The sequence below is a fragment of the Caproiciproducens sp. CPB-2 genome (genome assembly GCF_036287215.1).
Lineage (GTDB): Bacteria > Bacillota > Clostridia > Oscillospirales > Acutalibacteraceae > Caproiciproducens.
The window spans coordinates 683,546-702,425 of the sequence record NZ_CP142860.1; the positions used below are offsets into that span (position 1 = coordinate 683,546).

Consider the following 18,880-nt stretch of genomic DNA (forward strand, 5'->3'; position numbering starts at 1 on the left):
CCCTGGGCTGAAATTTTGAGTTTTGTGGTATAATAGGAACGATCCTCAAAAGAAAGAGATAATTTAAGGAGAATGTATGCTTTCATTCAAACCAATCGAAGCCGATAATATTTTGGCTTTATCCAAGTATTTCGAGTACCAGCAGTTCAGGACCTGCGACTATTCTATCGCAGGAATCTTTATGTGGAGGAAATTTTTCTACAGCGAGTATGATATCTATGAAAATATGTTGCTTTTCAAAGTTACATATCTGAACGGGGCGGTCGCGTTTACTTTCCCGGTCGGCCCCGGCTCCGTTGACGGTGCGCTGACGCAGCTGGAAAATTATGCAAGGGAAAAGGACATCCCCCTTTATTTTTGTACGGTGCCGCTGAACGCGCTCGGCGTACTGGAAAAAAGGTACGGCGGCAGAATTACCCACACGGAAAACCGCGACTGGTTCGACTATCTGTACCTGTGTTCCGACATGCAGACGTTTGCCGGAAGAAGGTTCAGCGGCCAGCGCAACCATATCAATAAGTTTAAAAAGCTGTATCCCGATTACCGCTATGTTCCTATTGAAAACGGAAATATTGACAGAGTGATCGAATTTTTCGGCAGCTATGCACAGGAGCACGTCAAGGACAACCCCATCGCCAAAGAAGAATCCTTCCGGGCGAAGGAAATCCTCCCGTATTTTGAGCGGTTCGGACTGTGCGGCGGCTTTATCGAGGTGGAGGGAAAAATCGTTGCCTTCTCCGTGGGGGAAATCGTGGGGGACACCCTGTTTGTCCATATTGAAAAAGCGCTGAAGGAATATGAAGGCTCTTATCAGGTAATGGTAAAGGAGTTTGCCGTACATGAGGCGGATGAGAGAGTGACTTATATTAACCGTGAGGAGGATATCGGCGACCTGGGGCTCAGGACCTCCAAGCTGTCCTATCACCCCGTTCACGTACTTGAAAAGTATTTCGTGACAGTGGAGGAATCCGCATGGAAATAACCGAAATTTCCGAATCCGACCGGGAACAGGCCGCCGATCTGGCGGTTTCCTGCTTTATCAATGATTTATATTTTCAAAAGATGATCCCGGAGGAACAGGAAAGAAAATCGGAGCTGAAGAAAAATTTTCTGGACGCCGTCTCTTACTGCGGCGCGGAAGACGGGGCGTATGGCATCCGGGAAGACGGACGCCTGATCGCTTTCGTCCTTTTTTTCGATTACGACCGGCTGAACAAGTCCAATCCGCGGCAGATGTCCCGGTTTTTCGGGTATGAGGCGAGCGGAAGGTCCCGCTTTCAGCTGACCCATCCGTCCACCATGTCGGACCGCAGATTTCTTCAGCTGAAAGCGGAGGAATGCGGGGTCCGCACTACCTATCTTCTTTCGCTGGGTGTCGACGAAGCGCACAGGCGTGCGGGACTGGCTACCCGTCTGGTTCAGTTTGTGCGCGAAAGCTGCCCGAACCATTCCCTGCTGAGCGATATTTCCAACCCGGAATCCCTTGGCATTTACAAAAAGCTGGGGTTTCGCATTGACAGGATCAGCGGGGATTATTATCTGGTCAAGGGAAATCCGCTGCTGGAAAGCTCCGGCGCGGAAAATGCGGAACAGCTTTCTCTGGCGGTTCCCAATGAGGAAACGCTTTCCGCTGTGTTCGGCGAAAAGCAGATTCCGCACCGTCCGGCGGAAATACAGGGCTTTCGGGTGGAAAAAAACAGCGCCGTTTACAGCTTTATCAAAAAACCGTCGGAGCGCTGCCGGGCGGTCATCGCACAGGTGACCCGGGAGCAGCTGGTTGCCTATCAGAAATATATCTGTCTTGCCAACAACACGGAGGAGTCCCGCGCCGAAGGCAATACGGACTATTTTATTTATTACCGGACCCACCCCTATGACGGACCGATTCTGTATAACGGCCTGCTCAGGGAAATGCTCCGTACCAGGCAGTCGGAATGGAGCATCGTTCCGGATGTGTATGTGAGCTTTCCGATTGAGTACCGCGACCTCTCCGTTTTGGAAAACGCGGGCCAGGGAAAATACGATAAAACCATGGCGCAGCTTTTGGACCTGCTCGATTTCCGCACGCATTTCGAATCGGGGGTTCCAAAGCAAAACGATTTCCCGAAAAACGGCAGCGGCTTCAAGGAGCGTATCCGGCGGTACTACCTCGGAAAAATCAAAATCGTCGTTACCGGTGAGACGACGCCGGATACTTACCTGACCGGGGGCGGCGAAATCGGCCAACCCGCTTATGTGGACCTGATCCTTTCCGTCGACTGCCAGAGCAGCTGCGGCGTTGTGTCGGTGGTGTCCCTCTCCTGCCCCTTTCTGCTCAGCCATTTTCTGGACAGCGTTGTCAGGAACCAGTTTACGGTTAAGACGGACAACGGGGATACCGAAAATTTTTACGAATATCTTGAGCGCGGGTATCAGGTGCTGAAAAGGGGTACGCCGAAGGCGTTTGTCACCATCCCCGGGCAGCGCGGTCGGATTAAAAACAACGAGCTCGCTTCCCTGCTGTTTATGGAGACCATTTATCAGCAGGGTGAAAACATGGGCAGGGTCATAGACCGGGACGTTGTGGAAATCGTGGAGAACGAGCATGGGATGGCGCAGTATGAATACGCCCACGGGTACGCTTATTCCAATATTTTCATTCAGATATCGGACACGTTTCCGTTTGAAATTACAGACCGCATCGAATTTGAATCTATTACCCAGTTTTATATCGAGCTTCTGATGTTTGAGGAATCCGCCATCGTTTCGACCAATGAGAAGATTGTGGAATTTCTTTCGCCCGGCGGCGATCCTACGCCGAACGAGGTCCTTTCCAGAACACATCAGATTTTCGATGAATACTCCCGGACGATAGAATTCTGGGATATTCAGGTCAATTACCCATCCTCCAAAAAATCGCTGGCCATGCTGCGGGACGCGTTCCGCATCAACGAACAGCTGCAGCGTCTGGAACGAAACCAGAATCAGCTTCAGCGCGTGTTCGACACCCAGCGCGACCTTCTGGACAGGCTGGATTCCTCCAACCTGAACTATATTTTGCTGTTTTTTACTCTGCTTCAGGTCCTGGCTCTGCTGATGCCGGGAATATTCTCCGGCGGCGGGATCTTCACCCAGCAGAAAATACTGGCGTATCTGTTTTTGGCGGGCGGGCTGTTTGTCTATGTAAAACTGAAAAACAGGATTCTGGCAAGAAGCGTAAGAGGGAAACGCCCCGGACAAAATAAGGGAACGGTGGAAAACCGCCGGATAAAATGATACAATACTGAGAAACAGCAGGAAGGGGGATACCGATGGATGCAGCGCAGAGGCGCCGGGAGATTCTTGAAATTCTGAAAAAAAGCGCACAGCCTGTCAGCGCCGGTACCATTGCCGGGCAATTTCAGGTGAGCCGGCAGGTTATCGTGGGGGACGTTGCGCTCCTGCGGGCGGCGAACATCGCTATTTCCGCCACGCCGCGGGGCTATATCCTTACGTCCGGCGCCGGAGACGGGGATCAGATCATCCGGACGATCGCCTGCAGGCACAGCAGGGAAAACCTTGCGGAAGAGCTGTATACGATTGTGGACAACGGCTGCGGCCTGATCGACGTGATCGTGGAGCACGCGGTTTACGGCCAGATTTCCGGCCAGCTGCATATTTTTTCCCGCTACGACGCCGACTGTTTTCTGGAAAAGCTGTCGAAGGACCACGCGTCGCCCTTGTGCGACCTGACGGGCGGAGTGCATCTGCATACGATTTCCTGCCGGTCGGAGGACGCGTATCAAAGGGTCCTTGCCGCTTTGGAGGAAAAGGGAATTTTGTTTTCCCGGTAAATCCTCTTGACAAATCCGAAAATCTTCTTTACAATACTAATTACAGGTGTCAAGACATGTGTAAAGATAAAATATGAGGATTGTCAGAGAGGAATCTTTATGAGGAACCGTGAAACAAAATTAATCAGTATGGTCATTGCGGCGCTGCTTTGCGCCATTGGGATCGTCATTCCGATGTTCGCCCCGAAAATCATTTTGGAACCGGCGTCCTTTACCCTTGCCAGCCATGTGCCGATTTTTATCGCCCTGTTTATTTCCCCGCCGGTGGCCGTTGCGGTTTCCATCGGAACATCGTTTGGCTTTTTATTTGCCGGATTTCCAATCGTGATTGTGCTGCGCGCGTTCAGCCATCTGTTTTTTGCGCTGACAGGCGCGTTCATTTTGAAAAGAAAAGAAGATATGCTCGCTTCCGTTGGAAAATCCACGGTGTTTGGGCTTCTTCTGGCGCTGATTCACGCAGTCAGTGAAGTGACCGTCGTTACGCTGTTTTATTTTGGAAACAATATGCCGAAAAATTATTATGCCAACGGGTACTTTATGTCCGTCATTCTGCTGGTCGGGGTCGGCACCATTGTTCACAGCATGATCGATTTTGGGATCGCCCTGATTGTATGGAAGCCGCTGAGCCGCGTGATCAGCATTCCGGTCAGCGCGAAGACGGTGCTGAAACGGGAAGCCGCCGTAAAATAAATATTTTCAGGATTCCCCCGCTTTGTTGTTTGCAGCGGGGGGATTTTTTGTCTTTGGGTGTCCCGCTCTTGCTTTTATCTCCGCGCCGATCAGAATGAGAATGGGGAACATGATCTGGAAGGGGATCGCGTAAATCTCGTACATTGGCGCCCAGTCCTTCCATTCCACCGTGTTTTCGTAAAGCATGCCGGCCAGGGTAACCATAAGCAGAGCGCAGGGAACGACAATAGAGCTTTTGGTCGGCTGCGTTCAGCAGCTTGGCGAGACCCAGAGAAGAGGAATACAGGCAGACGGCAACCTTAATAAATCCCGCCAGCATCAGATTGATGCCGATCAGAACCTCTGTACGGGAAAAAAAGTCGCCTATGGAAATGATGCTGACGGTTTCATAGGAAGGAAAATAAAACATGCTCGCAGAGGGAAAACCCAGGATCAGAATATTTCTGAGATTGACAGTGATCAGGATCGCCAGTGTCATGATCAGGGCTTTGAAAAAAAACCGGGACGGTTTCGCCTGCGGCTCGAGCGCAGAGAAAAAAGAGAGGCAGAGAAAGACCTCGCCCAAGGGCAGAATGCAGAGGGAAAAAGCACTGCCGAGCAGCGTCTTCAGATCGGTATTCATGATCGGTTTTAGATTGCTGGTATCCATATCCCTGGCGCCGATTATGAACGTGGCGGCGACGGATATTAGGAGAATCGGAAAGGTGTACTTTGACATTCTGCCGATATTTTCCGGCCCGCTTTTTACGGCCCAGACAGATAAAAGGATAATAAAAAACAGAATCGCGGGTTCGGGCGTTTCCGGCATGTTCAGGATATGAACGAAGGTGGAAAAAATCTTTAATGTGATTCCGCCAAGCTGAATGGAAAAAACCACATAGATCAGGATCAGGATCCGGCCGAAAACCTTGCCGAAAATCTGCGTCAGGATTTCGAATAAATTTTTTCCGGGGTACAGGGACGTCAGCCGGATATACAGAAAAAGGAGGGGGAGCATCATAATTCCCGCAAACAGGCCGGCGATCCAGGAGTCCTGCTTGGCCTGCGGGTTGATGCCGACGACCACCATGCTGCCCATCCAAAACATAAAGATCGTGGCCTGAATCTGTTTTTCCGTTATCTTATGATTCATCTTTTACCTCTAATGAAAAATAGATGAAATGATCTGGCTGATGATTTTATTCGAACCCGTAATATCAGCGCTGAAGCTCAGCATGATATTGGCCGTCAGGGTAATCAGGTAGACGGGAATGGAAAACCAAAGAGCCTTTTTGTCTCTTTTTTTTAAAACCGGGATCAGGTCGAAGACGATCAGGATCGCGTAAAGAATCAAAAAAACAATCATAGAACTCATATCAGTCACCAACTTTTGCCGTGTTATTGATTTGAATATCTGCCGTTACAGTGACATTCATCGTACGAAATATTTCGTCCCATTTTTGTTTGTCCTGTTCCCATCGCTGGGGATCGTTTTGATAAATCAGATTTCCGAATCCGAAAATATCGCATTTATATTGATCCTGGGCTGTTTTTATCAGCTTGGACACGCTGGTCTCCAATCCGCTTTTGGCGCTTTTTTCAACCTGCTGAATTCTTTCTGCGGTAATATGGCTCTTATTGGTCTGGTCTTCGCCGAGCGCACATACGGTTTTGATTTCTATTCTGAATGCCGGAGGATTTTGGGCAATGACGGGGGTGATTTTTGTTCCGCTCTCCTCTATCTCAAGGGTGACGTTCCTGCCGTCGGAATCGGGGCTTGTCAGCAGCAGCCCCCCTTTTATCTGGTTTTTGATGAACAGCATCAGCTGGGACTGATCGGTATCCAGAAAACCCAGCAGCTTGTCCTTTTTGAAAATGGCTGAACCGGACAGTTCGACGGTGGTCGCCGTCTGCTGTTTTGCGATTTTGATGGATGGCAGAATCAGGGAGGTGCCTTCTCCGGCAAGCATATTATTGGCCTGATACAGTTTGACTCTGGGCGCTTTCGAGAGGCTGGCTACATTCTGCACCAGCATCTGATCGATTTCCAGACAGATCAGGTGGTTGGTTACCGGTTCTTGCTGAAGGATTTCTCCGGCTGTTTTTTCTTCTGAAATCATGGGGACCAATGTCAGCCTCGGCTCGGCGTCACGGGAAACAAAGTCCAGAAGCGGAGCGATTCCCTCCGAAGCAAGGTCTTTGCTGATTACTACCACTTTACACTCGCTGAACGTCAGTTTTTTCTGGCTCTTGCCGATCACATTCCTGATTCCGTCAAACACGGTATTCCCTTCGGTTTCCAGCAGCTTGGAACCCGGACGGTCTTCGGACAGGTCCAAAAATTCAAAGGTAAAATGATATTTATGTCCCGCTGTTCCTCTGTCGATTGCGATGCCGGAGACCATGGAAAGGCGCTCTATTTCCTGATAATTCCAGCAGCCGTTTAAAAGGAGCATGCTCACGATTAACAGAAGGATGCAAAGTCGTTTACCGGTTTTCATTTCTCGCTCCTCGAAGTTTCCCTCGTTTCGTTTGGGGAAAGGTATTTGGGCCTTTTTTTCATAAACCACCACGGGGCTCTGACTGCGATATCTTTTTTATCCTGTAAAGTGTTTTCATAAGCGCTGCTCATAATGGGAATGCCGAAAGAATTGAGATTGAAAAGATGGATCAACAGTCCCAGTGCTCCGAACATATAACCGTGCAGCCCGAGAATGGACGCCATGGCAAGCAGGATAAAGCGCAGAATAATGGTGGCTCCTTTTACACGGGGAATCATCAGGCCGGAGATTCCCGTGACTCCTACGATGATAATCATCGGCGCGCTTACGATCTTTGCTTCCACGGCGGCCTGCCCGATGACCAGCGCGCCGACAATGCTGAGGGCCTGTCCCATCATTCCGGGCATTCTGGCCCCGGATTCCCGGAGCATTTCAAATACGATCAGCATTAAGACCGCTTCCAGCACGGTGGGGAACGGAACGCCCTGCCTTGCCTCCGAAATACTCATGGTCATGGCGAGCGGAAGCATTTCGTCGTGAAAGGTAGTCAGGGCAACGTAAATCGCGGGAATACTGGTGGCGACAAAGAAGGCGATTAATCGCAGCATGCGCCCGATGGACGCAAAAAAATAGTTGAGGTAGTAGTCTTCGTCGCTTTGAAAATTCTCGATGAAAAGGAACGGAACGGTTAAAACAACTGGGGTACCGTCCAAAAATAGAGCGACCCTTCCTTCCAGGAGCTTTGCCGCGACAATATCCGGCTTTTCCGTGCTTCCGATCGTTTTGAAGGGAGAGTACGGGGAGTCTTTGATAAATTCGTTGATATAGTTTGCGTCTAAAGTACCGTCGATCGTAAAAGTCTGAAGCCTTTTCTTTAGTTCCGTAAGGACTTCTTTATTGACGATTTTGTCCAGATAGCAGATGCAGGCTTTGGTGTTTGATCTTGTTCCAAAGCGCAGGAATTCCATTTTCAGATCCGGTGTTCTCAGCTTCCTGCGAAGCATGGAAAGATTCATCATCAGCGCTTCGTTGAATCCTTCGCGCGGCCCTCTGATCACCTTTTCATTTTCAGGCTCTGAAACAGATCGGCTGCCCCAGCCTTTCGTATTCAGAATCAGAAAATCGGAAAAGCCGTCCATCATCAGGATACAGTCCCCGTAGACGATCGCCTGAAGAATTTCGTCCGTGTCCGACGTGCGTTCCACACTGTTGGACAGCATTACCTGCTTCGCGATGATATCCAGTGATACGACATCCTTCTGTCCCACCCTGTACTCCACCAAGGGCTTGATAACGTCCTCGTTTACCAGCTTGTTGTTGACCATTCCGTCAATATAGACAAGGCAGAATCCTACGGACGGTACCGACGGGTTTTCCACCGGCCTGAAAACAAGCGTTTCATCGTTTTTAAAAATGCCCTGCAGCAGTTCCTTGTTGGCGCTGATCCTGCCGGTAAAGGCAACTTTTTCTTCCTTTTGGTCCGCGCTTTTCTTTTCCATTTTTTCACCTTCCCGACTAAAACAATGCATCTGTTACTATTTGTAATAATGGGAAATTTATGCGATTCCTCCGATTTTTAAATAAAAACCCGCATGCACGAAATTGAATTCCATGCATGCGGGTCTTTATTATGTTTTCTTGTATTTCAGCCTTGTGGCCATTCCGCCGCGGATGTGGCGCTGCGCTTTGTTGATCTCAAGGATTTGCTTGACCTGCCTGTATAACTGGGGATCGACATATTTCAAACGCTGCGCCACATCCTTATGTACGGTACTTTTGCTGACACCAAATTTTTTTGCTGCGCCGCGCACGGTGGTTCTGTTCTTGATTATGTACTCGCCGAGCTCTACGGCGCGCTCCTCAACAATACCTTTCACTGTTCCACCCTCCAAACGATTCCGATTGGTAAATAATTATGCGGGGGAAAGGGGAATTAGTACAAAGAAAGGAGCTGCCTGAAAACTAATCAGTCAGGTTGCGTTTTAACCGAAACAGGAAGGGGGATATCAACTTGTTAACTTACCGACAGAGCTGTATGAATTTTTGTAGAAATCTATGATTATTAGAATTATCAAGTAGACAACAGCACGAAAACTGTACATATATAGAAAGCACCCGGCTTTCAGATCGAAAGGGCCTTAAAGAACTGTTGCAAATTTAATCAATATTACTTGATTACGCATAAGCCTGTGTTATAATGTAACTACAAAACGACGGCTTACGCAATTGGAATATAGCAATAGGGAAGGATGAAGGCGAATGCCGAAAATAAAAGTATTCATTGTAGTCCCTTATGAAGGGCTCAGTGAATTGATTTTCAATATAGCCAAACAATATCCGATGTTTGATATCAGAACGGAGGTCGGCAACCTTGATCAGGGCGTAGAGGCTGCTGTGCGTGCGCAGCGGGACGGATATCAAATGATTATCTCCAGAGGCGGTACGGCCGAAATGATACAGGAAGCGGTCTCCATTCCGGTTATCAGTATTGATATTTCAGGTTACGATTATATGCGTGTAATAGCGCTTACACATAACTTTTCCGGCAAAGCGGCCATAGTGGGATACCACAGCATTACGGAAGGCGCTCAGGCGATCAAAACCCTTCTGAGAAGCGGAATCGATATTTTTACAATTGACAATTCCAGGGAACTGCCGGGATTGCTGTCCGAACTGCGGCGGAGAGATTACCTTGTTATTGTGGGCGACACCATTACGGCGGAAAAAGCCAAAGAAATGAGCTTTAACGCAATCTTATTGACATCAGGTGAGGAAAGCGTTAAAAAAGCTTTCAACGATGCTTTAAAGATCTATGAGTATATCCAGAAATACAACCTGAAAACAGAGCTTCTTACGGAAACGCTCCGCCAGATTCCCCAGTACTGCGCCGTCTTCGATTGTACGGGCAATATCGTGTTTCAGAAGTTGCCGGAAGAAGCTGCCGGAAAAATGGCGGCTGAATTAGCCGAATACTCAAAAATCGTGCTGAGCTCCGGAGAACAGCATGCGCTGTTGGATTTGGGCGGCCATTACTGGAATGAAACCGGGACGAGGATTTACGCCGGCGGGAATCATCCGTATGCCGTGTTTTATCTCTCGAAATGTATCAATCAGAAATCGGAGATGAAAGGGGTCACTGCCGAAAACGTTCAAAATACCGCAGATTTTTCCATCACGGTATTTGGCAGAAACAGTACCTATCTCAGGGAAACCTATGAAGAGGTACAAAAATTCAGCAAGCTCTGCGTTCCGATCCTCATTGCCGGAGAAATCGGAACGGGGAAAGATGCTCTTGCAAAAATGATTCATTCCATGGGCGTTAACCGTCAGCATCCCTTTATTGCCATCGACGGCGAAATCGCGGACAGCGACAGTCTGAAAAACAGCCGCGCCCTGATTGATTCGGATCCTTTCTCCACGCTCTATCTGAAACAGCTTCAGGCGATGAGCCTTCAGGACCAGCGGCTTTTACTGGAAATGCTGGCTGCTCCGGATTTTACCCGTACGCATTTGCTTTTAGCGTCCGTATGCGAATCCCCGGAGACGATGATGGTAGCCGGTACTCTTTTGGAAGAGCTTGGCAAGCGGGTCGGCGAATACCGGATCCATCTTCCCAGCCTGCGGGAAAGAAGCGGGGATATGAGGGACCTGACGGGCAATTATATTAATCTTGCCAATTCCCAGTACGGAAAACAAATTGTTGCCGTTGACGATGGGGGATTGAAGCTTCTGACGGATTTCCATTGGGTAACCAACCTTGACCAGCTGCAGCGGATTGTTTTCAAGCTGGTTATGGAAGCCGAAGAGCCTTATATCAGTGCGGAAAGCGTCTCCAAAGTGTTGAAATCGGAAGACGGTCTGCAGCCAGGACACAAGAAGGTACCGGATAAAACTTTAGATGAACAGATACAGGATATCATCCGAAATGTGTTGAATGAAGAAAACGGAAATCTAACACGTGTATCCAACCGGCTTGGGGTCAGCCGCACTACGATCTGGAGACGTATGAAAAATGAATGGAGCGAAGAGAATAGTAAAAAATGAAACGAATTTAAGTTAGCTTTCCGGTCCTTATAAAAAATCCAGATGCAATTTGAAACTTGTATCTGGATTTTTTATCATTATTTATGAAAAACTATTGCAATTTAAAATATATTATACTATAATTTGAAACAGAAAATAAATGATATCGAACGATTCGTTTCAAAATGCATCAATTAATTGTGGGAGGAATATACGGGCAGCAAATAGAAATTCGACTTTTTACAAAATTTAAAAGTCAATAGGGTACTGAAAGCAAAAAGGATTGATGAAATATGATTATCATTATTGCGGATGATTTAACCGGCGCCAATGATACCGGCGTACAGTTTCAGAAAAACGGATTTTCCACAATGGTTCAAACGGAATACAGCGATGTGCAGGCCGAATCCCTGCAATGGTGCAATCGCTATGATGCCCTTTCCATTAATGTAAACAGCCGGCAGCTGCCTCCACAGGAAGCATACAGCCGTGTTTACAATCTTGCCAGACAGATCAGCGGTATCCCCACGGAATACGTCTATAAAAAAATCGATTCCCTGCTTCGGGGAAACCCCGCGGTGGAACTGGACGCGGTGATGGACGCGCTGGGGGCCGGAACGGCGCTCGTTGTGCCGAGCTTTCCTGAAAACGGCAGGCAGCTTGTCAACGGAATTATGGTAACGCCGGATGATCGGATCAATGTGGAACAGATTTTCAGGGAAGGCTCGAAACGCTCCACTTTTAAGCTGTCTTTGGAGGAAATCAGGAAAGGCCCGGAAAACTTAAAACAGCTGATGGAACGGAAACGGAAGGAAGGCTTTCAAATTTTCATTGCGGACGCTACTTCCGATGCGGAATTGGAAACGATCAAAAACGCTGCCAAACCGATCGACGGAAAAATGATTTTTTGTGGAAGCGCCGGCTTTGCAAAACAGCTCAGCAACGAAAAAAGATTCCAGAAAGAACTTGTTACAAGTGAAAAATCCGAAGACGCGGTCCTTGTAGTCGCCGGTTCCAGAAGGAAAGAAACAGCCGTTCAGCTTCAGCAGATTTCGGAAGCTTTTTTGGCACCGATCGTCAGAATTGATGTCTCCAAGGTCGAAAACGGCGGCCGGTCATACAGCGAGGAAATTACAAGATGCACGGATAAAATTCTTCAGATGGCAGAAGAGGGGCATAGACTGATTCTTCTGGCGGTGAGCAGCTTGTTTTCCGCGACACAGGAAAAGCCAAAACCGGAGAACAAAGACCCTGAGGCGGTGAATATCGCCGCGGCGCTGGGGGAAACGGTGGAAAAAATATACCGAAAAATCCGACTTCGCGCCGTGGTGTCAACCGGGGGAGATACCTCCTTGCAGATATGCAAGGCGTTTCGTTCAAAAGGGATTGAGCTGTGCGATGAGATTGCGGCGGGAATTCCGGTTGGACGGATGGCAGGAGGAGAAGCCGACGGAATGATGATTATCACGAAATCCGGCGGGTTTGGCAACGGAGATGCCCTGATTCAGGTTGTTAATTACCTTGACGATAACCGGCACGAAAATGAAAGGAGACTTTACGGTGGTTAATTACAAAATCAAAATGCCGTCCTGCATATATGGAGGGGTGGGCAGTGTACATAAGCTTTCGGAGATGATCGCTGCGGAGAACGCGAAGGAGGTTCTGGTTTTTACTGACAAAGGAGTCCGCGATTCCGGAGTGACGGATTTCGCCCTGAAGGTTCTGGATCAGTGCGGAGTAAAATACCGGGTCATCGATGATCTGGTTCCGGAACCGAGCGTGGATGACGTGCAGAAGGTGATCGATGAGACACAGGACATGCACTGCGACCTGATTATCGCGGTGGGCGGCGGAAGCACAATGGACGCGGCAAAGCTGGTGTCCATGCTGAAAGGCTCTGAATACCGGGTCGGCGATCTGGTAAAGGACCCGTCGCTCGCAGTAAAAAAAATCCGGACGGTCATGGTGCCGACGACCTGCGGGACCGGTTCGGAAGCGACCTGCAATGCCATCGTGGCGGTTCCTGAGGAAAAGCTGAAGGTCGGCATTGTAAACGACGGGATGATTCCCGACTATGTAATACTCGACCCCGACCTGATTGCGAAGCTGCCCCGCAAAATTATTGCGTCCAGCGGCATCGATGCGCTGTCACATTGTGTGGAATGCTACACCTCCAACAAGGCGAACCGCTTCAGCGATGCGTTTGCTCTGGAAGGAGCAAGGCTGATTTTCGGCAGTATCCGCAGAGCCTGTTCGGACCCGGACGACAGCGAAGCGAAAGCCGATATGCTGGTTGGGGCATTCTATGGGGGAGTGGCGATTACCTCTTCCGGTACGACTGCGGTTCACGCGCTGTCCTATCCGCTGGGGGGGACGTATCATATCGCACACGGCGTATCCAACGCCATCCTGCTTGCCCCGGTCATGAACTGCAACCTTCTGGACTGTGCAGACCGGCTTGCGGATATCTGTGAGGCCGTGGAGCCGGACTTTTCGGGAGAAACGACCCGGAAGGCAAGGCATCTCATTGATCTGATCGAAGAGATCTGCAGGTTTACGGAAATTCCGAAAACGCTCGGCAGCTTTGGGGTTCCGGCAGAGGACCTTGAGTTTTTGGTAGCCGCGGGCAGCCAGGTCACCCGATTACTGAACAATAACCGGAAAAAACTCAGCCTTGACGATATCAGAAACATCTATCGGCAGGTGCTGTAGTACGAAAGGACGGAGAAAAATGAGCAGCCTTCCGATTTTGGGAATTACCATGGGCGACCCGTCCGGAATCGGGCCGGAAATTACGGTAAAAGCCCTTATGCATGAAAAGCTGTATAGCATCTGCCGCCCCGTCATCATCGGGGACGCCGAAGTGATGAAAAAGGCGGCCGGTCTTGTCGGCGCCGGACAAATCGCCGTCCATCCCGTTTCAAGGGTGGAGGATTCCTGTTTCCGGTTCGGTACGATGGATGTTTACGATTTAAATAATGTGCAAACAGAAAAACTAAAATACGGCAAGGTTTCCGCCATGTCAGGCAAAGCGGCGTTCGAGTGCGTCAAAAAGGTCATTGAGCTCGCCCTGTCCCATGAGGTGGACGCGACCGTTACCAACCCTCTGAACAAGGAAGCCATGAACCTTGCGGGCTTCCACTATTCCGGGCATACGGAAATCTACGCGGAGTTCACGGGCACCCGGGACTACGCCATGATGCTGGCGGACGGCGATTTGCGCGTCGCGCACGTGTCCACTCATGTGTCGCTGCGCACCGCCTGCGACCGGGTGAAAAAGGACCGGGTCTACCGTGTGATCAGGCTGGCGGACAACGCCTGCCGGAAATTCGGAATCGAAAAACCGCGGATTGCCGTAGCCGGTCTGAACCCCCACGCCGGGGAAAACGGGATGTTTGGCAGCGAGGAAACAGAAGAAATTCTTCCGGCGATCCGTCAGGCCGTTTCAGAAGGGATCAATGCCGACGGGCCCCTCCCGCCGGACACGGTGTTTTCCAAGGCACGGGGCGGATGGTACGACATTGTGGTGGTGATGTACCACGACCAGGGCCATATTCCGCTGAAGGTCCTGGGGTTTGTTTACGACCGGGACGCCGGGAAATGGAACTCCGTCAGCGGGGTGAATATCACCCTTGGCCTGCCGATTATCCGGACCTCTGTGGATCACGGGACGGCTTTCGACCAGGCGGGCAAGGGGACCGCGAGCGAACTGAGCCTGATCAACGCAATCGAATACGCCGTACGGCTGACCGGGAAAGGGCCGGCCCTGTAAACGGCTCTCATAAAATAGAGTTTCAAAACGATGGAGGAGTAAATCGATGAATAAAAAGTATTACGGAGTCATTCCGCCGATCATTACGCCGGTGGATGAAAAGGAAAACGTTGATGAGGAAGGCTTCGGCAGACTGATTGACCACTGTATTGACGGCGGCCTGCACGGGCTGTTTGTGGCCGGAAGCAACGGGGAGACGATGGCCCTTACACAGAAGGAAAGAGACCATGCCATCGATGTTGTGCTGAAACGGACGAACGGCAGAGTCCCGGTCATGGCGGGCGTGATGGATACCAGTACCCGTCGCGTGATCGATAATATCAAGAGCCTTGAGCAGATGGGCGGAACATGCGCGGTGGTCACTTCGATTTTTTATGCCCGCCATACTTCTCAGGATGAAACAGTGCGCCATTTTGAGAAGATAGCGAAGGAAACGTCGATTGATCTGATGATTTATAACATTCCGATGTTTACGGGCTTAAAGCTGTCGGCAGACACCATCATCCGTATCTCCCAGATCGACCATGTGGTCGGGCTGAAGGACAGTTCGGGTGATTTTAAGGAATTCATGAAGTGTCTGGATTATTTCAGGGATAAGGATTTTTCCGTGCTTCAGGGCACGACCGCTTACGCGATGCCGAGCATGCTGCTGGGTGCGGACGGATTCGTCCCCTCCATCGCTCCGCTGTTCACCGAGCTGTTTGTGAAGGCGTACGAAGCGGGCCGCTCCAAAAATATCGGTCTGGCGATGCAATACGATGGATTGCTGCGCGAAACCTCTGAAATTCTCGGCATGACGAAGAACGCCACCTCTGCCAATAAATTTGCGCTGTCGCAGCTTGGGTTTACCGATGAGCGGGTGATCTGGCCGCAGGATTCCATCCTTCCGCAGGAGGAACAGAAGATAATCGAAAAGACAAAAGAAATCAATCGGAAATACGAAGAATTCAAGAAGAATCTGTAACCGTTCCGGAAGGAGTGTTAAGGCTTTGGATACCATTGTATTGTCGCACGCACTTTATCAACCCGGCATGGATGCCCTTGCCGGAAAAGCGAACCTGATTATCCCCGATAACGGAAACAGTGACGAAATCATCGAACAGCTGAAACAGGCGGACGCTTATATTTTAAGGATCGGGAAGATCGACCGGAAAGCGATCGGGGCCTGCCCGAAGCTGAAGGTGATTACCCGCCCGGGAGTGGGGGTGGATTCCGTGGATGTTGCCGCGGCTACCGAGCATGGGATTCCCGTTGTCATTTGTCCGGCCGCGAATTCCCATGCGGTGGCGGAGCATACGCTGGCTCTCGTTTTTGCCCTCAGCAAAAATCTGCTCGAAAGCGTGGAAGAAACACGGAAAGGAAATTTCTCGATACGCAGTAAATACGCCGCGGTAGAGCTGGCCGGAAAGACCATAACGGTTTTAGGCTTCGGAAACATCGGCCGGGAAGCTGCCCGGCTGTGCAGCGCGGTCGGGATGAAGGTCTGCGTCTATGACCCGTACATCAAAAAGGAAGATGTGGCCGCGCTGAATTATTCTTACTCTGACGATATGCTTGAGGCGGTCGGACAGGGTGATTTCGTATCCATCCATATGCCGTCCCTGCCCGCCACACGCGGAATGTTCGCCCGGAAACAGTTTGCGGCGATGAAAAAGACCGCGTTTTTCCTGAACTGCGCGCGGGGAGACATCGTCAACGAGCCGGATATGATCGAGGCTCTGACGAATCATGAGATAGCCGGAGCCGGACTGGATGTGTTGGCGGACGAACCAATGAAGCCTGACCACCCGCTCATGCAGCTGCCCAACGTGATTCTTACACCGCATATGGCGGCACAGACGCAGGAAACGACGGAAAAAACAGTTTTGATGGCTGTGGAAGGGACGCTGGCTGTTCTGAGAGGGGAAAAGTGGCCAAACGTATGCAACCCTGAAGTCTACCGGCACCCGAAATGGCAAAATGCCTGAGAAAGAAACCCGAAGTCTTCTGTAAAAGAGGTGAATATGATGACCCTGTCAAAACGCATATTCTTCGTTGCCTTTAATGTTTTCTGCATTGTTTATACGATCCTGTGCATGCAGCTTGAGGTGGGCGATTTTTCCACTCCGGGCCCGGGCTTCGTCCCCGTTTTTCTGGGGGTGGTCGGTACGGTTCTGTCGTCCTGTCTGACCGTACAGGCTTTCCGGCAGAAGCTGGAAAAGAAGGAAGGGAACGGCGAGGATAAGACCAGCCTGATCCGGCTGGGACTTTATGTGCTTGTCTGCTTTGCGTTCCTGCCCATGTTCGATTTTCTCGGTTCACTGATTTCCGTTTTTGTTTTGGTCCTGCTGTTGTCCAAAATATCAGGACTTAAACAGTGGTGGAAATCCACTGTTTTGGGCCTGATCACATCCGTTTTCTTTTACTGTCTGTTTGCAATGGTGCTGCAGGTACCGCTGCCGCAGGGATTGATTAGTTTCATTTAAATATGGCTCAAGAGCTTTTATGGAGAAGAGTTGATAAATATGGATATATTGAACCAATTAGGTACCGGATTTATGTCGGCGCTTACGCTTCAGAACCTGATCGCCTGTTTTGCCGGCGTGTTTGTGGGAACCGTCGTCGGGGTATTGCCGGGAATCGGCCCTGTCGGGGCGACGGCGCTTCTGCTGCCGTTTAGCTTCGGGCTGGATACCAGTACGAGCCTGATCCTGCTTTCGGGAATCTTTTACGGCTCTATGTACGGCGGTTCCACCACTTCTATTCTGCTGAACGTACCGGGGGAATCCGCCTCAATGGTTACGGCGATTGACGGACATGAAATGGCAAAGAAAGGACGCGCGGGAGCCGCCCTTGCCGTTTCTGCCATCGGTTCGTTCATTGCGGGCACGGTGGGGGTTGTCCTGCTGATGATCTTTGCGCCGCCGCTTGGAAATTTTGCCCTATCCTTCGGCCCTCAGGAATATCTCTCGATTTCCGTACTCGGAATGCTCCTGCTCAGCAATCTGACCGGAGGGTCGTTTCTGGTTTCCCTTGGAATGTTTATTCTGGGCATGATAATCACGACGATCGGAATCGACCCGATATCCGGAATCAACCGTCTGTCCTTCGATATCCTGGATCTATCCAAAGGAATTGAGATGCTTCCGGTCATTATGGGCCTTTTCGGTATGGCGGAAGTGTTCTCTGTCGCGGTAGAACCCTACAAGGTCGGGGAACTCATCAAGGTAAAATTCAGGGATCTGTACCCCACGAAAAAAGAACTGAAACGGTCGGTCGTTCCCATTCTGCGCGGCACCGCGATCGGTTTCCCGATCGGTCTGATACCCGGCCCCGCCGCGGTTATTTCGTCGCTGGTTTCCTATAAGATGGAGAAAAACTTCTCCAAGCATAAGGAGGAATTCGGACACGGAGCGATTGAAGGCGTAGCAGGTCCCGAATCCGCCAACAACGCTGCCGCTTCCGGCACGATGATCCCCCTGCTGGCGCTCGGAATTCCGTTCGCGCCCGCTACGGCTGTTCTGCTCAGCGGCTTTATGCTGCAGGGTGTGGCGCCCGGACCCACGTTCATCAGCGGGCACGCCGACCTGTTCTGGCTGATTGTAGCCAGCATGTATATCGGCAATGTTATGCTCCTGATCCTGAACCTCCCCCTGGTCGGAGTGTTCGCGTCTCTCACCAAGGTCAGACCGGAGGTTCTGATGCCGATTGTTGTCGCCGTCATGATGATTGGTACATACAGCGTAAACAACAGTACCTTTGATCTCCTGATTCTGATGATTTTCGGTGTGATCGGCTACATTCTGAAGATTGTGAATATCTCACCGGCTCCCATTATTGTTGGGTTTGTTCTTGGCAACGTATTTGAAAAGGGCCTGCGCCAGTCGCTGCTGGTTGCGAGCGGCGACTTTGCTTCTCTCTTTATGCGGCCGATCGCCGGCGCCATGTATCTGGTTTGCCTGGCTGTGCTGATCTGGGTCGTTGTCGGACAGGTGAAAAAGAAATATAAGGTTTCTATTTCTGAGGACTGATCCGGCCCGTCGTTCATAAGGCGATGTATTCGGGCGTATGAGGCGGAAAGGCCGTCTTACGGCCGGATTTCATAGTAAAAGATTAGGGAGGAA

General features: G+C 50.3%; 17 protein-coding genes. 12 read left to right on the forward strand and 5 right to left on the reverse strand.

Annotated features, from left to right (window positions below; all coding sequences use genetic code 11):
• Nucleotides 1-76: 76 nt before the first annotated feature.
• The 4 genes from VXK30_RS03450 to VXK30_RS03465 all read left to right on the forward strand — a co-directional run bounded on the left by VXK30_RS03450 (nt 77) and on the right by VXK30_RS03465 (nt 4,502).
• A complete protein-coding gene (locus VXK30_RS03450) occupies nt 77-982 on the forward strand; it encodes a DUF2156 domain-containing protein (protein ID WP_275716260.1) in 906 nt (301 codons plus the stop codon).
• Complete coding sequence (locus VXK30_RS03455) at nt 973-3,255, forward strand: GNAT family N-acetyltransferase (RefSeq protein WP_275716262.1); 2,283 nt, start codon at nt 973-975, stop codon at nt 3,253-3,255. The genes VXK30_RS03450 and VXK30_RS03455 overlap by 10 nt, the downstream gene beginning before the upstream one ends.
• Before the next feature lie 35 nt (nt 3,256-3,290).
• Nucleotides 3,291-3,812: a transcription repressor NadR gene (locus tag VXK30_RS03460; RefSeq protein ID WP_275716264.1), complete on the forward strand. Its 522-nt coding sequence runs from the start codon at nt 3,291-3,293 to the stop codon at nt 3,810-3,812.
• A 99-nt stretch (nt 3,813-3,911) separates the two neighbouring features.
• Complete coding sequence (locus VXK30_RS03465) at nt 3,912-4,502, forward strand: hypothetical protein (RefSeq protein ID WP_275716266.1); 591 nt, start codon at nt 3,912-3,914, stop codon at nt 4,500-4,502.
• Here the strand turns inward: VXK30_RS03465 and VXK30_RS03470 are convergent.
• From VXK30_RS03470 to spoIIID, 5 genes are all read right to left on the reverse strand, one after another.
• Nucleotides 4,459-5,634, reverse strand: coding sequence for a GerAB/ArcD/ProY family transporter (locus tag VXK30_RS03470; protein ID WP_275716268.1), 1,176 nt, complete (start codon nt 5,632-5,634; stop codon nt 4,459-4,461). The genes VXK30_RS03465 and VXK30_RS03470 overlap by 44 nt on opposite strands.
• 9 nt (nt 5,635-5,643) lie before the next feature.
• Nucleotides 5,644-5,856: a hypothetical protein gene (locus VXK30_RS03475; RefSeq protein WP_275716270.1), complete on the reverse strand. Its 213-nt coding sequence runs from the start codon at nt 5,854-5,856 to the stop codon at nt 5,644-5,646.
• 1 nt (nt 5,857) lies between these two features.
• On the reverse strand, nt 5,858-6,982 hold the full coding sequence (locus tag VXK30_RS03480) for a Ger(x)C family spore germination protein (protein ID WP_275716272.1): 1,125 nt from the start codon (nt 6,980-6,982) through the stop codon (nt 5,858-5,860).
• Nucleotides 6,979-8,481, reverse strand: coding sequence for a spore germination protein (locus VXK30_RS03485; RefSeq protein WP_275716274.1), 1,503 nt, complete (start codon nt 8,479-8,481; stop codon nt 6,979-6,981). Before VXK30_RS03485 ends, VXK30_RS03480 begins: the two co-directional genes overlap by 4 nt.
• A 129-nt stretch (nt 8,482-8,610) precedes the next feature.
• Nucleotides 8,611-8,859 (reverse strand): sporulation transcriptional regulator SpoIIID, encoded by a 249-nt coding sequence (gene spoIIID, locus VXK30_RS03490; RefSeq protein ID WP_038322728.1) that lies wholly within the window; start codon nt 8,857-8,859, stop codon nt 8,611-8,613.
• A gap of 382 nt (nt 8,860-9,241) precedes the next feature.
• Here spoIIID and VXK30_RS03495 point away from each other — a divergent pair, with 382 nt between their 5' ends.
• The 8 genes from VXK30_RS03495 to VXK30_RS03530 all read left to right on the forward strand — a co-directional run bounded on the left by VXK30_RS03495 (nt 9,242) and on the right by VXK30_RS03530 (nt 18,787).
• On the forward strand, nt 9,242-11,026 hold the full coding sequence (locus VXK30_RS03495) for a sigma-54-dependent transcriptional regulator (protein ID WP_275716277.1): 1,785 nt from the start codon (nt 9,242-9,244) through the stop codon (nt 11,024-11,026).
• Between the two features lie 272 nt (nt 11,027-11,298).
• Nucleotides 11,299-12,573 carry a four-carbon acid sugar kinase family protein gene (locus VXK30_RS03500; RefSeq protein ID WP_275716279.1) on the forward strand — a complete coding sequence of 425 codons (1,275 nt, stop codon included), beginning with the start codon at nt 11,299-11,301 and terminating at the stop codon, nt 12,571-12,573.
• Nucleotides 12,566-13,717, forward strand: coding sequence for an iron-containing alcohol dehydrogenase (locus VXK30_RS03505; RefSeq protein ID WP_329494107.1), 1,152 nt, complete (start codon nt 12,566-12,568; stop codon nt 13,715-13,717). The genes VXK30_RS03500 and VXK30_RS03505 overlap by 8 nt, the downstream gene beginning before the upstream one ends.
• A gap of 19 nt (nt 13,718-13,736) precedes the next feature.
• Complete coding sequence (gene pdxA, locus VXK30_RS03510) at nt 13,737-14,777, forward strand: 4-hydroxythreonine-4-phosphate dehydrogenase PdxA (RefSeq protein WP_275716281.1); 1,041 nt, start codon at nt 13,737-13,739, stop codon at nt 14,775-14,777.
• A gap of 46 nt (nt 14,778-14,823) precedes the next feature.
• Complete coding sequence (locus VXK30_RS03515; RefSeq protein ID WP_275716283.1) at nt 14,824-15,741, forward strand: dihydrodipicolinate synthase family protein; 918 nt, start codon at nt 14,824-14,826, stop codon at nt 15,739-15,741.
• Nucleotides 15,742-15,766: 25 nt separating this feature from the next.
• Complete coding sequence (locus VXK30_RS03520; protein ID WP_275716285.1) at nt 15,767-16,744, forward strand: hydroxyacid dehydrogenase; 978 nt, start codon at nt 15,767-15,769, stop codon at nt 16,742-16,744.
• 36 nt (nt 16,745-16,780) lie between these two features.
• A complete protein-coding gene (locus VXK30_RS03525; RefSeq protein ID WP_275716286.1) occupies nt 16,781-17,242 on the forward strand; it encodes a tripartite tricarboxylate transporter TctB family protein in 462 nt (153 codons plus the stop codon).
• A 39-nt stretch (nt 17,243-17,281) separates the two neighbouring features.
• Nucleotides 17,282-18,787: a tripartite tricarboxylate transporter permease gene (locus tag VXK30_RS03530; protein ID WP_275716288.1), complete on the forward strand. Its 1,506-nt coding sequence runs from the start codon at nt 17,282-17,284 to the stop codon at nt 18,785-18,787.
• Nucleotides 18,788-18,880: the final 93 nt, after the last annotated feature.

Coding starts and splice junctions, on each gene's coding strand:
- pdxA (WP_275716281.1), top strand. CDS start 13,737: ATGAGCAGCCTTCCGATTTTGGGAATTACCATGGGCGACCCGTCCGGA.
- VXK30_RS03480 (WP_275716272.1), bottom strand. CDS start 6,982: ATGAAAACCGGTAAACGACTTTGCATCCTTCTGTTAATCGTGAGCATG.
- VXK30_RS03450 (WP_275716260.1), top strand. CDS start 77: ATGCTTTCATTCAAACCAATCGAAGCCGATAATATTTTGGCTTTATCC.
- VXK30_RS03500 (WP_275716279.1), top strand. CDS start 11,299: ATGATTATCATTATTGCGGATGATTTAACCGGCGCCAATGATACCGGC.
- VXK30_RS03515 (WP_275716283.1), top strand. CDS start 14,824: ATGAATAAAAAGTATTACGGAGTCATTCCGCCGATCATTACGCCGGTG.
- VXK30_RS03460 (WP_275716264.1), top strand. CDS start 3,291: ATGGATGCAGCGCAGAGGCGCCGGGAGATTCTTGAAATTCTGAAAAAA.
- VXK30_RS03495 (WP_275716277.1), top strand. CDS start 9,242: ATGCCGAAAATAAAAGTATTCATTGTAGTCCCTTATGAAGGGCTCAGT.
- VXK30_RS03525 (WP_275716286.1), top strand. CDS start 16,781: ATGATGACCCTGTCAAAACGCATATTCTTCGTTGCCTTTAATGTTTTC.
- VXK30_RS03455 (WP_275716262.1), top strand. CDS start 973: ATGGAAATAACCGAAATTTCCGAATCCGACCGGGAACAGGCCGCCGAT.
- VXK30_RS03485 (WP_275716274.1), bottom strand. CDS start 8,481: ATGGAAAAGAAAAGCGCGGACCAAAAGGAAGAAAAAGTTGCCTTTACC.
- VXK30_RS03475 (WP_275716270.1), bottom strand. CDS start 5,856: ATGAGTTCTATGATTGTTTTTTTGATTCTTTACGCGATCCTGATCGTC.
- VXK30_RS03470 (WP_275716268.1), bottom strand. CDS start 5,634: ATGAATCATAAGATAACGGAAAAACAGATTCAGGCCACGATCTTTATG.
- VXK30_RS03530 (WP_275716288.1), top strand. CDS start 17,282: ATGGATATATTGAACCAATTAGGTACCGGATTTATGTCGGCGCTTACG.
- VXK30_RS03465 (WP_275716266.1), top strand. CDS start 3,912: ATGAGGAACCGTGAAACAAAATTAATCAGTATGGTCATTGCGGCGCTG.